Here is a 15341-nt window from a genome sequence, read left to right as displayed (position 1 = left end):
TATCTTCGGTTTGCAGCGGAAAATCCTCGCAGATTTTCACGCAACGAAACCATAGCCAAACCGTCGACAAAAAGCTAAAAAACAACTAATGAACTAATTTAAAATAAATGAACAGATTTTTTTTAACCATCGTAACCATATTATCATTTATAATAAATTCTAATGCTCAGACAATTGAATGGGAAGGCAGAAAATTTGAAATATTCGATGTGAATGCATCCATTGTAGAACTGGAGGGAGAAAAAGTTCTAAAAGTTGAAAGGGATTTAAAGTCTTTGCCATTTGATTTGCAGAACTTGTCTAAAACAGTGGATGAGCCGACTTATGTGAAAGTAAAAAATCTGGATATTCAAAACGGTGTCTTTGAAGTAAAAATGTTGAGTAGAATTCAAACTCCATCCCCATTCAAAGGGTCCCAAGGATTTATTGGCGTAGCGTTTAGAGTAAATGGAGATAATTCTTCATTCGAATCAATATACCTAAGACCTAATGTGGGTAGGTCGGATAATCAATTTGCTAGAAATCACACCGTACAATATTATGCGTATCCAGACTATAAGTTCGACAGATTACGGGCGGAATCAAAGGGCGAGTTTGAAACTTATGCAGATATCGGACTTGACGAATGGATTACATTTAGAGTAGAGTTGAAAGAAAAAGTGGCCAAACTCTACCTGAACGACCAAGAACAATCATCATTTATTGTGAATGAAATGAAAGGAAAATCCCAATCAGGAAGTATCGCATTATGGGTGGATATTGGAACTGAAGGTTACTTTAAAGATTTTAAAATATTAAAATCTGAATAACGGAAAAATAAAGCCAGCTGCCAACCAATGAAAAACTTTAAAATCCCTCATGTCTTTATTTTCCTTTTTTGGATTATAATAATTTGCTCCATACTCTCTTACGTAATACCTAGTGGTAGTTTCGAAAGAACCACCAAAGATTATGGCAGCATGAAACAGACAGTAGTTGTGCCTAATAGTTATAAAGTAGTCTCTAAGAATTATTCTTTAAAGGCTGTAATAATTGGAGAGGACATTGAAGGGAAATCCTCGCCAGTTTCTATATTAGGTGTTTTTAGTGCAATACCAAAAGGTCTGGGAGACTCAGCCGTACTTATTTTTTATGTTTTTATAATTGGTGCTCTTTTTTCATTAATTCAGCAAACAGGTACAATTAATGCATTTCTATTTTCATTAATTGCTAAGTTTAAAAATAGACCTAAACTTTTACTTTTTTTAATCTACATGACAGTTTTCTCAGGAGCATCGTTTATGGGAATAGCATCTGAAACCATTGCTTTAGTTCCTGTTTTTCTATTCTTATCAAAGCGTTTAGGTTACGACCGACTATTTGGTTTTGCTTTGCTAAGTGTACCAGTATATTTGGGTTGGAGCTCTGGCGTAACGAACCCATTTAATGTACAGATTGCCCAAATTATTGCTGAACTACCAATTGGATCTGGAATAGGTTTTCGACTAATTTTATTTGTAGTCTATGCAGCAATTGGTTTTTATTTCATTACTCGATATGGTGATAGAATAAAGAAAAAATCTTCATATAGTCTTATGAAAAATGACCCCTTTAATTTGGATGAATTTGGATCGTTTGATAAAGAAAATTTAGAAAAAAAACACATATATATACTTCTCTTTTTCGTGTTGTCTTATACAGCGATTCTTATTGCCGTGCAAACTATTGGATGGGGACTCATTGAAATGAGCGCCTGCTTTATTGGAATATTAATTGTAGTGACAAAAATTGCGGGTATGTCAGGTGATGAGTCTATGGCTGCATTTACCAAAGGCTTGCAAATTATGATTGTACCTGCACTAGTAATTGGTGTAGCACGTGGTATCTCGGTAGTGCTTCAAGAAGGGATGATTATAGATACTTTACTATATAACGCTAGCGAAGTGCTTATGTCAATGTCTAAAACAGTAGCCGCTGAAGGCATGTTTTTTTTTCAATCTGGACTGAACTTTTTCATACCCTCAGCGTCTGGTCAAGCCTTAGTTTCCATGCCTTTGATGACACCAATGGCAGATATTTTAGGGATATCACGACAAACTGCAGTACTCGCGTACATTTTAGGTGACGGACTTTCAAATCTTATTATACCAACAAATGGCGTGTTAATGGCTATGTTGGGATTGGCCAAGGTTTCTTACGAGAAGTGGTTCAAGTTAGTCTTACCATTATTTATTGCTAGTATGATTTTAGCTTTAGTATTTATAGCTATAGCAATTTGGATAGGCTATTAAGAGATATTTATAAAATAAATTAAACATAACGAAAGCCTGCCAGCCGCATGTAGGCACAACACCCCCTGCTCCCGCACGATTGTCTTGTTTTTAAGTATCTCTACTCTTTTTAGAAAAAGGTATAACAAACTTATTTACCTCTATGATATATTTGTAAATAACTATTTTAGTGAGGATATCCGTTGCAAGTAATTTTGAAAAACCAATAGGGTAAGTATCTTCCGCATATTCTACAATGGGTCGTGGATCATCAATCAGGTTGGGATCCAACTCATAGAGACCGTCTCCCTCAAAATCGAGCCCCACAAACAGTCGCAGATTTTCAGGATTATCTTCATCTTCTAAGAAAGTGATCGGATTCACCCCAGGGGCAACGTACTGGCTCTTAATTTCGCCTCCTTCCAGATCCATTCGAGTTACAAATCCGGTCAGGATATCGGTAAAGTAAAAGGACTCACCATCAGGGTGAAAAACAAGATCATCAGCACTGTTCACTGGAAATCGTTTCAGGATTTTGCCATTTTGCTTGTCCATCACGACAATTTCCTGGCCGTAAAAACTTGCGATGTATAAATTGTCATCCGGGCCAAAGTAAATTCCGTTGGTTCCATGAATTTCAGCACCCCTGGCAATGGTTTTCAATACAGCCTTCGAATTTTTGGCCTGCACCGCATCCTGGTTTGCTTCAAGCTCAGCCATATCCTCGTTGCAGGAAAAGGCCATAAAAAGAACGGCGAAAAAGGCGAGCTTCAACGTTGTCTATTCAGATCGATTTTTAATGGTTTTCATAATCAAATAGATTTAGTTATTAATTCATTTTCTTCAATTTAAGGATAAAAAATGAAAATTTAGTATTTAATTCAATATAACTTTTTGATAATCAGAATATTTGCTTGCCAGGGTGTATTAAAAATTTGATTGGTGAAATAAATTTTAATGAATCATACTTCTTAATATTGAATATTCCAGTTCTTTCGCAAAACACCAAGCAACCTTAAGCACTTGGGGTCTTAGAGGGCTTTTCAAATAGATTTTAGGCCATCAATATTGGAGTGGAAGGGGCGATAAAAGGGATGTTTGACTTAGGAAAGTCTTAAGTATTTTTAAATCAATGGTTTACATTATATTGTTGTGGTCTAGGTGGGACCAAAAAAAACCCGAATGATATAGCACTCGGGTTTTAAAATATATTTTTTAATTCTCGGCTGTTACGTATCCAATAGGCTCGAGGATTTCTTCCATTTTTGCAATATTTAATCCTTGGCCAGATTCACGGCCAGCAATTTCATTGATGTCAATACCGGGTGTCCCTTTAGGTAGGTCGTAAGATTCTCCTTTAACAGCGGTACCATAACCCAGATCTCTCAACGATCCAGCTGTTATACGACTTAGTGGGTTCTCACCTAAATTCAAAAATCCGGTCATCAATTCATTGTTTAAAGTAGCCTCATCCCAATGAGAAAATCGAGTTCCTGGTCCAAAGTCACCTTCAATTGGTAATTCGCCTGTTCCACCTTCAGCATTCCAATGAACATTGGCCATCCTTCCGGTAAAATATGGATTGGATTCGGTTCCTCCCCGAAGCATTCTGGTAAAGTTAAATGGCTCAAAATTAAAATCAAGATTCCAAAGAGTTCCAACGCCTAATACATGACCCATTTCATGAACGATGACTTCTTCAAATAAATCAAGGCTCTCAAGGAAATCTAAATCATCAACATCAAAAAACATAACCCCAGTAAGGGTTAAAAAGTTACTGGTACGGAAAAATCTCGGTCCTGCCTGTCCAAGAATTCGTCCAGGCCCATCAATTGGGGCAAGCACAACTTCAATCACAATATCGTCCGCAGTTTCGTTATCTATTGCAGGAGGAAAACCTCTAAAGGCTGAAGGGACAGTACCTGTAAAAGAAGGAACATCTTTAATAATAATTCGCTCCCAACGAGCAACTGCAGACTCAAAAACTTCTCGCTGTCTTTCAGTTACAGGGACTAAATATTTAAGAGTGATATTGAATCTACCTTTATCATCACCAGGTGCAGTTGTAGTTTTTAAAGCTATATTGTCTGATTCTTCCGCTGTACTTTCAATACGGATGAGTTCATTGGGTTTCTCGATCAGATCAAAAGTCTTCATTTCACTTTCCGCAATGCGGGTTGTATCAGACTCCAAAGTTTCATTTGAACAAGAGGTTAAAAGTAAGGCCATAAACAAGCTTCCAAATGCAATTGAAAAGAATAATTGGTTTGTTCCATCTTTTTCTGTTTTGTTGTTTTTCTTCATGATTTTTTAAATTTGATTTGATTAATTCTATTAAATTTAATATTCATTATTCATTTGGTAATCAGGACATAAAAAAATGTTAATAACTCTTTAAAATGTTGAACTTAAATAATTTAAAGTACCTCGATTCTTAAACAAAAAGTATATGCTGAACCCAATAAGATTTATAAATACTTGGCAGTTGAGCTTCATATCTTCCATTCTTTACTTTCTTTCAGCGATCCAATTGTTGAACTGTAGTGGGATCAAGATCCCAATTACGAGAAGGACTAGTTTTCCAATTGCATTTCTGGCTTATTTCAAGGTTTGTTGTCTTCTGCTTTTTTTTTTTGGGGATTTTTATGAAAAAGGGGATCCATGTGATTGGTTGTTGATGCTGACGTATGCGTAAATTGGCAATCTGATATCTTATGGGAAATAGGGATTTCTGTAGTTTTATATCATTCCGGAATAAAGTGTTTATGAGGAGCTAAGATGTCCCGTTCAGATCGCTTTTTTTAAGCCTAATAAATAGTTCTGTTTTTGAGCTTAGATTTAGCTAAATAAAAGCTTCATCCCGTCCCCGATCCCGAAGTCCTCGGGACGGAATTGATAGGCAATGGAGGGTATTCTGTTTTTGATTCTTTAAGTTTTTTAAAATCGGTTTGATTTCTACTTTTGCAGGGTTTCTCTCGCTCTTTGTCGAATATAATGTTGCAATGCCTCCAATTGTTCATCTGTCATTTCCGGCCGAACGGGCATTCCTGCCTCTATTTTAGCCCCATCTCGCACTACAGCAGCAAAAGCTTCTTTGTTAAGTGGAATTTCAGATGCTCTTAAATCAGGCGCCATACCTGCTGCCACAGCACCACCGCCATGACATGAACCACAGAAACCATAGAGTTGCGCTCCTAAGGCCGCTTTGGTGGGATTAATTATGAATTCCGGAGCCTCGATGGGCTTGGGAAAATGAGGTGGGGGTAGTACTGGCATATTTGCCATTCCATCGAGTGAAAAGGTTACCAAACGACGCATATGTGTTTTATAAGACCAACCCAGTTTTTGTGGGTTATTTTTTTCGGAGGATAACGAGCTACCTAGACCAGAAGCACCGCCACCCCAACCTACCAAAAGAGATAGGTATTGCTTGCCATTAATTTCATAAGTTATAGGGGGTGCGGCAATACCAAGACCGAGGTTGTGTGTCCAAAGAATCTTGCCCGTACTTGCATCATAGGCAAGTAAGTTTCCATCGGCTCGTCCTTGGAAAACCAAGTTTCCGGCCGTGGTAAGGGTACCAGCATTTGGTGTCATTTCTTGTGGAACTGTCCAAACTTCTTCTTGTTTAACTGGATCCCATGCAATCAAGGAAGCCGGATAGTCTTCAGGGGCTTCCCCCTCGAGAGGAATCACACCTAATCCACCAACAAACTCTTCTGCTTGCCAGTTGGCAAGATCAATCCCTTCGTCTGTAAATTTAGTGGCATAGTGCAATGCCGGTAAATAGACCAGGCCAGTCTGAGGATTGTATGACATGGCATACCAACTATGAGCTCCATATGGACTTGGGGTGATGTAGGCCGGGCCGTTTTCATAACGGGCACCAGGAACCTCCACAGGCCTGCCCGTTTCTAAATCTATATGAGAAGCCCAGGTTGTTTTTACAAAAGGTTCTGCAGAAATCAGTTTTCCCGTTTCCCGATTTATTACGTAGAAGAATCCATTCTTTGGAGCATGTAGCATCGCTTTAATTTCTTTTCCATCTATGTTGAGGTCCGTAAGCACAATATCCATGTTGGAATTATAATCCCAACTTTCTCCTGGAGTTGTTTGATAGTGCCATAAGTATTCTCCGGTATCTGGCTTTAGGGCTACAATGGAACATAAAAAGAGGTTATCTCCCCCTTCAGGACTGCGAATCTTGCGATTCCAGGGTGAGCCATTCCCCGTGCCAATATAAAGTACATCAAGCTCTTCATCATAGGTAAAAGCATGCCAGGCATTTCCGCCTCCACCGTGCTTCCACCATTCTCCTGTCCAGGTTTTAGCCGCCATTTCCATCGCCTCATTTTCAAATCCATCGGCAGGGTTACCGGGCACAATGTAAAATTTCCAGGCTTCCTTTCCGGTATTTGCATCATAGGCTGTGACATAGCCGCGCGTAGGTCCATTTTCTGTACCGCCATTTCCTATAATTACTTTTCCTTTGAAAGCTTTTGGTGCTCCTGTGATATACAAAGATCGGTCTAAGCTAAAGGTTCTAACCATCCATACTTCTTTCCCTGTTTTGGCATTGAGGGCAAAGAGCCTCCCATCCCAGGTAGCAGCAAAAATTTTTCCATCATAAAAAGATATTCCCCGGTTGTGTTTCCATCCAATTTTACGCTTTCCTTCAATTTCTTTGGCTACTTGTGGGTTGTATTCCCAGAGTAGGTTACCCTTAACTGCATCAACCGCCCTTATCACATTCATTGTGCCTGTGAAATAAATTACTCCATCAATTACCAAAGGCGTTGAAACTAGTCCAACATCATCAGGAAGATCCATAAACCAATCTACCTTTAGGTCGGCCACATTAGCTGTATTGATTTGTGTTGAAGGACTAAATCGGAGTTCATTATGGGTACGACCGTAAGCAAGCCAATTAGATGTTTGCGATTCATTGGCTATCGCTTGGTCATCATAAATAATAGTTTTGGTTTTGTTTTCACTGCAGGCAAGCAGGAAAAGACTGATCAGTCCGGCTCCTAGAAACTGGGAATATTTCATAAAAGTTTGGTTTTAGGATTCTAAATATACGTTTTTCTGATCTAAATTTAAAGATTGATTTGAAGTGTAAAATATACCAACTAGACGAATACGATTGCTAAAAGGGCATAAGGCATATAGCTGTATAGGCGGCAGGTGGCAGATCTGTCTAAAAATTTTACCATAATTATTTATGCCCTTGTACCACCTTGCCCTATCGCTGAAAATGTCTGCTTTGCCTCGCCTCATCTGGCTCATCATTCAAAAGCCAAATTATTGGCTTTTTCATTCTGCCCTCTTGACGCTCTGTCCTGTTTGAAAGGGATCATCGTTTAGTTGTTGATGATTAAATATAGGTAAAATGATGCTATATTGATACTGATCAAAGGGAAATGATTCTTTTATCATAGGGCAGTAATCTGTTAATCAAGCTTTTAACTAAATGTGAGCGATTCCGTCCGGACCGCTTCTATTAAGTGTAATAAACAGTTGTGTGGTTAACACAAGCCTTTATGGTTTAAGAGGTTAGCTAATGGAAAACTTCATCCCAAGGGCTCGGGACTGAGGTTTTTTTGTTTTGGGGGTTTTTAAACCTTCATCCTCCTTTTTATTTCAATATTCTAGTGAATCCTTTCTAAAAACGTCTAATTAATCGATTTAAAAAATAAACAGAATTAATGGATGCCAAAACGTGTAAAACAATTATAAAACAAGACTTTAAGCGGAAAATAGAACTATAATTTATCTTAAATTTATTGTTAATGAGGTGTTAAATAAATAAAATTGTTTAAAAAATAATTATATTTGTTAAACAAAATAACCAATTTTGAAGTCGCGTAAACTCATATCACTTTCAGTTGATCCCATAGGAACAGTCATGGGCATCTCATTAATTGTAGTATGGGGTATGAGTCTTTTATTTTTGCTCAATTGGCATATTGACTACAGAAACCCTTTGACATACCTTTTTATTTACATTCAAACGCATTTGTACACGGGAATTTTCATTACGTCACATGATGCCATGCATGGCTCAGTTTCAAAAAACAGAAAAGTGAATTATATTATTGGATATATCACTTCTTTTTTATTCGCTTTTAATTCCTATGATGCACTTATTGTAAAACACCATGAACACCATAGATTTGTAGCCACTGAGAAAGATCCTGATTATCATGATTCAGGGAAATTCTGGTTATGGTATTGGAATTTTTTAAAGAGATATATTACGCTAAGGCAAATTATTTTGATCACGATTAGTCTTCAATTGCTGTGGTTGATATTTCCTCTAGAGAATCTGATCCTTTTTTGGAGTCTCCCAAGTATCTTATCAACCTTTCAGTTATTCTATTTTGGCACTTTTATTCCACATAATGATGGGCATGAACACGACAATAAGCACAAATCAAGAACACTTGAGAAAAATCACCTTTTAGCTTTTTTTAGTTGTTATTTTTTCGGCTATCATTATGAGCACCATGATGCACCAGGTGTACCCTGGTGGAGGTTGTGGCAGATGAAATAAAAGGTAAGTCGAAAAAGTCAACTACAAATGATCACCTATATATTCTAATGATTCATTTTAAAAGGCACCTTTGCCTTCAAGCCTAACATTACTATCAATTCAATATTGTATCTTATAAAACCTGCTATCTGCATGGTTTAGATATAATAATAAAATTTATAGAAAGGATCATAAATGTTCTCGATCCATGAAGCACAATCTTAATTAAGGTCTACAAGACATTTCTTTATGCTATATCACGAAAAGGTAGATCAGGAGTTGTTTAAACAATAAAAAGGATTAATTCTTGATGTTAAGAGAGATGATGATCAGAATATATATTTTTTATTTTATGACGAGTTTTGGACAAAGTTTCGACAAAAAATGATGATATTCACCCCCGCAAAACAAGAAAAATGAAGATTAAAAATTAGTGCTTAAGAAGATTCTAACAAATACTGTTCATGGTCTTTTTGACGTGTTATAACATGGTGGCAATAATTAAAGCTAGTTATCTATGAAAAAAAGTATTCTATTCATTTTGCTGTTTTTTACCCTTTTCAGTTGCAATAGTGAGGATGACGTGAGTAAAGAACGCTGTATAGATTCCGCGATCCCTTGCCCAGTTATCATAGGACAAGAAAATGAAGGATGTGTGGCAAATATCATATTCTTGGCAGAAGGTTTTATCGAATCAGAAATGACTGAATTTAATACATTATGCGATGTCGCAAAACAAGCCATACTCGATATGGAACCTTTTGCATCAGCCTCTAAAAATTTGAACTTTTACCGGGTCAATGCCCCTTCAATTACTTCCGGTATAAAGACTATACAATTTACAAGTGTCTGCAATAATAATGATGTGAATAATACTTCTTCAACAACGCCTTGGTCTGTTTTTGGAAATCGAGTCGGCCTTCAACATTATGCGGGTATGGAACCTGTAAAAAGGGATTTGTTAGAAGAGTTATTTAGCAGTTATGCAACAGGAGATTATGTGTATACCATCATTATAGCCAATACCACTGATTACTACGGTGGTGCTGAGTTTCCGGGCGTTACAGAACACAATTCAATAATAAATCCTAAAGTGTCTAATATGATCGTTTCAAAATATGACGGCAGTGAAGGTTTTAAGTATTTGATCAGGCACGAATTTGGCCATTCTTTTGGAAATATGGATGATGAATATGAAGGGTCCGCAACACTATGTGCCATAGAAAATTACGAACCCTGGTACCTGCCACAAGAGCCTAAACAAAATGTGTTGACGTATAATCCTGGTAATTGGTTTGAAGGAGCCAGATATGTTTCAAAGGGTTATTGGCGGGAATGGGAAAATTCGATCATGAGAAGTGACCAAAGCGCGACAACATTTGCTCCGAAGCAAAGAGAAATTGTGAATCAAAGGTTAATAAATGCCATAGGGTGTAATTAGCTCATCATGATCTTCATTATTTTGAAGAATTGGCTTATCGATCACTTAATTTTTGAAGTTCGTTGTCTACCAGTTTGATCAGGTTATCATTGATCTTTTGAAAATTCAACAAGCTGTTTATGGTGCCACCGTTATTGTCTTTAAAAGACATCACTTCATTTTTAAGTTCTTCGATAAAAACCGGATCATTGGGATCACTGATATTGACAAAAGTATTGAGTTCCATCTCTGTAATAAAGGGCAGCAAACCCTCACGATTGCTAAATATTTTATTGAAGTTGGTTTCTATATCATAAATGCTACTGGTAACTTTTTTTTGTTCAAAATCGTAATAGCGCGAAAGTTTCGTGGTGAGTTCTCTGTTGGATAGTTTCAATCCTTTGGATTTTAGCACTTCATAGGCATTGTTGATCGGGAAATAGCGTTCGAAGCTCAGAAACCTTGCCATATCCAGTTTTAGCGTATCGGGGTTCATTTTTTCCTTTCCTACATAGTCCAACAAATGAAAAGAGGCAGCCTGAGCTAATTTTCTCCTAATAACGATCTCTTTTATGAGCACCGAATCTTCCCTTAAATTGGCCAAAACTTCCTGTAGAATATACCGTTCATTATCAGCCTCCTTCTTTTTTTCGTTCCAGTTGTTAATTTGCAAAGCGATCAATATTCCTATTACTACCAATACGATCTCCCCAATGGCATATCGCAGGTACTTCAAAAACTGATTGTCATGTGCATATTGTTTACGGATCTTTCGAAATAAAGGAAGCATGGGTTCAGAAATTGATGTTTAAATATATAAAAAATGGGACTACCTTCGGGTCAGGAAAGAGAAATAGACCTCTATTGAAATTAAATAGGTTGCTGATAAATTGCTTGTTGATTGAGTTTCAGGAAACTCGTCCGTACCGCTTTTTTTGTTTCAAGGTGGCGCATCTCATTTACTACTTAGCTGTTTTTCTTATCTTCGTACTCTACCCGAGGAAGATCTATTCTAATTATGTCTGATCACAATCTCGATTCTGTCATTTAAAAGTTTAAAGAATGAATCATAGCCCCGATACACCCCTCCGTTTTCAATGTGGCCAAATCATGAAAAACAGGTTTATGTTGGCCCCCATGACCAATCAGCAAAGTTATGAAGACGGCAGATTATCAGAAGAAGAATTTCACTGGCTGACGATGAGGGCTCGAGGTCAATTTGGTTTGGTCATGACTTGTGCTTCTCATGTTCAAGAGATCGGGAAAGGCTTTTCAGGCCAATTGGGGATTTTTAGCGATGATCATTTGGAAGGGCACCAAAGGCTAACCAACAAAATAAAGGAATATGGCAGTTTGGCCTTGATCCAGTTACATCACGCAGGTATGCGGTCGACCTCAGAATTAATTGGTCAGGCACCGGTTTGTCCATCTGCAAATGAAAAAACCGGAGCTCGGGCTTTGAGGTTAGAAGAAGTAAAACAATTGCGCGATGATTTTATTCGCGCAGCTACTAGAGCGAAAAAAAGTGGTTATGACGGTGTAGAAGTTCATGGAGCACATGGTTATATCCTCAGTCAGTTTATCAGTGCGGAAATTAACCATAGAACAGATGAGTACGGTGGTTCTCTCGGCAACCGAGCGAGGCTCTTGTTTGAAATTGTAGATGGGATCAGAGAAGCTTGTGGTAAGGATTTTTTGCTAGGGGTGAGACTGTCACCCGAGAAATTCGGTATGGAACTTTCAGAAATTAAAACATTGTGTTTACAATTTGCAGAAGAAGCTAAAATTGATTTTCTCGATATCTCTCTTTGGGATTTCTTTAAACGCCCGGAAGATGAACAATATCAAAACCAAACATTGCTGGAGCATTTTACAGGTCTCGATCTAAAAGATGTAAAACTTACTGTCGCTGGAAAAATTAGAAATGGACAAGATGTGAAACAGATTTTGGATGTGGGCGTGGATTTTGTGAGCATCGGACGATCTGCCATTCTTCACCATGATTTTCCGGTTAAAGTCATAGAGAATCCCGATTTTAAATCCATAGAAACACCCGTATCAAAGCACTATCTTCTCAAAGAGGGACTAAGTGATTCCTTTATTACTTATATGGGCAGATGGCCAGATTTTGTAGAAGCTTCATCAGTTTGAAAGTAAAAGGAACTAAGGGTTAGGTCTTTACCCGTTTTCACACATCCACAGGACTGATTCACTTTTATCTCGATAATTAATTTGGTATTTTTGCCATATTATTTATCAAAATATAAATGAATGACGAAGGAATTGCTCCAATTTGAAGGTCTTGAAAAGATAAAAGTTGATTTTAATTATTTAATATCTCTGTTTAGCGAAATGCTTATTTCTATAGGCGAGGAAGAATTGGTAAAAAGTTTACCTCTTGATAAACCTGAAATGCCTAAAAAGATTGATCATGCTGATGAAAAATTAACACAGGCGATTGGGATCTGTTTTGAGCTGTTAAATTTAGTTGAAGAAAACGCGGCTACCCAGTACCGAAGAAAAATAGAGACCTCATTTGGCTTAGAATCTACAAGAGGCTCATGGGGCGAGACATTGTACAACTGGAAAAAGGAAGGGTTAGATGAGCGGGAAATTGCTGAAAAGTTGAGCGGAATAAAGGTGGTGCCTGTATTGACAGCTCATCCCACAGAAGCCAAACGGCTCACCGTATTGGACATACACCGCGAATTATACTTGCTTCTTGTAAAGAGAGAAAATCCTAATTGGTCTACTTTAGAACAGGCCGGGCTAAAGAGAGAGATCATCAGTTTGATGGAGCGATGGTGGCGTACGGGAGAGATTTATTTGCAAAAACCTCGCCTAGAAGATGAGCGCAATAACCTGATGCATTATTTTGAGAATGTTTTCCCTGAAGCTGTGCGCTTAACAGATCAGCGATTACTAGATGCATGGACCTCCATGGGATTTTCATCCGAATTATTAGATTCTCCAGAGCATTTTCCTATGATCCAATTTGGGAGTTGGGTAGGTGGAGATCGTGATGGTCACCCTTTTGTAACACCTCAATTTACAGCTTCTACCTTGCGCTTGCAGCGTCAAGCCGCACTTCAAATGATCCAAAATCAGTTGATTCATCTGGCTGAAGAATTAAGTTTTTCCATTTACCGGGTTTCTTTTCCAATAAAGTTTTTGAAAGAACTTCAAGAAAAGGCTGAGAAGTTGGGAGAAGAAGGGCAAAAAGCCATGGAGAGAAATCCTTCTGAACCGCTACGGCAATTTGTTAATTTGTTATTGCAACGCTTAGCGAATACGCTTAAAGAGGGTCAAAATTTTGAAGAAGAGGAAGTTTTTAAATCAGCAAAAAGTTTGTCTTTAGAATTGAAGAAGTTGAGACAGCTCTTGTTTGATCTGAAAGCAGGTAGAATAGCCAAGCAGTCACTATTTCCAATCGAGCGGATCGTTCAATGTTTTGGATTTCATTTATCGAAGATTGATATACGGCAAAATAGTGCCTATCATGAGAATGCCATTAGTCAGATTTTGGCCACTTCTGGAGCAAAAGATACAGAATATGGATCTTGGAGTGAAGAGAAACGATTGTCTTTTTTAAATAAAGAACTTAAAAGTAATAGGCCATTTTTAGTGGCTGGAACTGCGTGCGGTCCTGAAGCGGATAATGTATTGGGTTATTTACGTGAGGTGAAGATTTATATTGATGAGTACGGAAAAGAAGGCATAGGTTCGATTATCGTGAGTATGACGCGAAGCTTGAGCGACTTACTTTTGGTGCACTTGCTTTTAAGAGAGGTTGGACTACATGATGCAGACCTACCAGTTGTGCCTTTGCTAGAAACCATTGACGATCTTATTGCCGGACCCGAAATTCTTTCCGCTTACCTTTCACATCCGGTAGTTCAAAAGCAAATAAAGAGCAAGCCGTCGTTTTATCAAGAAGTGATGTTGGGGTACAGCGATAGCAACAAAGATGGTGGGATTATGACCAGCCGTTGGAATATTTATAAAGCAGAAGAAAACCTGACAAAAGTTGCCAGAGAATTTGGTGTGAAATTGTGCCTTTTTCATGGAAGAGGAGGAACCATTAGTCGTGGTGGTGGAAAAATTCACCGTTTTTTAGACAGTATGCCTCTAGGATCTATGAGCGGTCATATTAAAATGACTGTGCAAGGAGAGACCATTGCTAATATGTTTGCCAATAGACTTACCGCGACATATAATTTGGAAATGTTTGTGGCCGGAACGGCAAGGCAAGCACTTATTAAGGAAGAAGAGATCAAAGATGAGCGACTATACAAGATCATGGATCAATTGGTGGGAATGGCAAGAGAAACCTATCGAAAATTACTCGATCATCCAAAATTTATATATTTCTATTCAAAAGCCACGCCCATCGATGTTTTAGAACAAAGTAAGATTGGTTCGAGACCCGCGCGCAGAACGGGTCAGCGATCATTGGAAGACTTGCGTTCTATTCCTTGGGTGTTCAGTTGGAGTCAGTCAAGGTTTAACATAAGTGGTTGGTTTGGCATGGGTACTGCCTTAGACGAATTTCAAAAACAATATCCTGAAGATTTTGACTATTTAAAGCGGTTGGTGAATAAATGGCCTTTTTTGAGATACAGTTTGATACAAATCGAGTCAAATTTATTGAATTCTGACAGTGAAATCATGAAGTCTTTTGCAGAATTGGTCGAGGATGCAGATACCAGAGAGGAGCTGATGGATTTGATTTTATCTGATTATCAAACTTGCCTTGGTAAAATTGAAGAGGTTTTAGGAGCCTCTGTTGAAGCTCGACGTCGTTCGGCATTGGAAAATAATAAGCTGAGAAACAACTCTTTAACCATTCTTCATGATATACAGATCAATTACCTGAAAAAATGGAGAGCGATTTTGGAGGGAGGTAATTTGGGTGCAAAAGAAGAAGCAGATCAACATCTTTTACAGTTACTTTTGCTCGTAAATGCCTTATCTGGTGGATTGAAAAATACAGGTTAAATAGTATTCTCCATTTTACATAGTAGGAACTTTGCCTCAAATAATATAAATAGTAAAATCAATGTTAGATGTTAATCTGCCTTGTTGTTTGGCTTATTATCTTACAAAAAGGGATATAGCTTTTAAAATATCACTCTTT

At 37.8% G+C, this 15341-nt stretch carries 10 protein-coding genes; 6 read left to right on the top strand and 4 right to left on the bottom strand.

Annotated features, from left to right (window positions below):
• Positions 1-107 precede the first annotated feature (107 nt).
• On the top strand, positions 108-809 hold the full coding sequence (locus ACFQ39_RS04085) for a hypothetical protein (protein WP_377176714.1): 702 nt from the start codon (positions 108-110) through the stop codon (positions 807-809).
• A 27-nt stretch (positions 810-836) separates the two neighbouring features.
• The gene (locus tag ACFQ39_RS04080) at positions 837-2270 is read left to right on the top strand and encodes a YfcC family protein (protein WP_377176713.1); all 1434 of its coding nucleotides are present in this window, start codon (positions 837-839) and stop codon (positions 2268-2270) included.
• A gap of 90 nt (positions 2271-2360) precedes the next feature.
• Here the strand turns inward: ACFQ39_RS04080 and ACFQ39_RS04075 are convergent, their stop codons facing one another.
• The 3 genes from ACFQ39_RS04075 to ACFQ39_RS04065 form a co-directional block, all read right to left on the bottom strand.
• Positions 2361-3023 (bottom strand): YncE family protein, encoded by a 663-nt coding sequence (locus tag ACFQ39_RS04075; RefSeq protein ID WP_377176712.1) that lies wholly within the window; start codon positions 3021-3023, stop codon positions 2361-2363.
• A 441-nt stretch (positions 3024-3464) separates the two neighbouring features.
• Entirely contained in the window at positions 3465-4553 is a 1089-nt protein-coding gene (locus ACFQ39_RS04070; RefSeq protein WP_377176711.1) for a hypothetical protein, read from the bottom strand.
• Positions 4554-5204: 651 nt separating this feature from the next.
• On the bottom strand, positions 5205-7301 hold the full coding sequence (locus ACFQ39_RS04065; RefSeq protein ID WP_377176710.1) for a PQQ-dependent dehydrogenase, methanol/ethanol family: 2097 nt from the start codon (positions 7299-7301) through the stop codon (positions 5205-5207).
• Between the two features lie 805 nt (positions 7302-8106).
• Between ACFQ39_RS04065 and ACFQ39_RS04060 the strand changes: the two genes are divergently transcribed.
• Together ACFQ39_RS04060 and ACFQ39_RS04055 are read left to right on the top strand one after the other, a co-directional pair.
• Positions 8107-8805: a fatty acid desaturase gene (locus tag ACFQ39_RS04060; RefSeq protein WP_377176709.1), complete on the top strand. Its 699-nt coding sequence runs from the start codon at positions 8107-8109 to the stop codon at positions 8803-8805.
• A 496-nt stretch (positions 8806-9301) separates the two neighbouring features.
• On the top strand, positions 9302-10225 hold the full coding sequence (locus tag ACFQ39_RS04055; RefSeq protein WP_377176708.1) for a M64 family metallopeptidase: 924 nt from the start codon (positions 9302-9304) through the stop codon (positions 10223-10225).
• A gap of 34 nt (positions 10226-10259) precedes the next feature.
• Here the strand turns inward: ACFQ39_RS04055 and ACFQ39_RS04050 are convergent, their stop codons facing one another.
• A complete protein-coding gene (locus tag ACFQ39_RS04050; protein ID WP_377176707.1) occupies positions 10260-10994 on the bottom strand; it encodes a DUF6090 family protein in 735 nt (244 codons plus the stop codon).
• 272 nt (positions 10995-11266) lie between these two features.
• Here ACFQ39_RS04050 and ACFQ39_RS04045 point away from each other — a divergent pair, with 272 nt between their 5' ends.
• Positions 11267-12355, top strand: a complete 1089-nt coding sequence (locus tag ACFQ39_RS04045; protein ID WP_377176706.1) for an NADH:flavin oxidoreductase — start codon at positions 11267-11269, stop codon at positions 12353-12355.
• Positions 12356-12475: 120 nt separating this feature from the next.
• A complete protein-coding gene (locus ACFQ39_RS04040; protein WP_377176705.1) occupies positions 12476-15202 on the top strand; it encodes a phosphoenolpyruvate carboxylase in 2727 nt (908 codons plus the stop codon).
• Positions 15203-15341: the final 139 nt, after the last annotated feature.

It is taken from the genome of Namhaeicola litoreus (assembly GCF_042679565.1).
Lineage (GTDB): Bacteria > Bacteroidota > Bacteroidia > Flavobacteriales > Flavobacteriaceae > Namhaeicola > Namhaeicola litoreus.
This window is presented reverse-complemented; position numbering and strand designations above follow the sequence as displayed.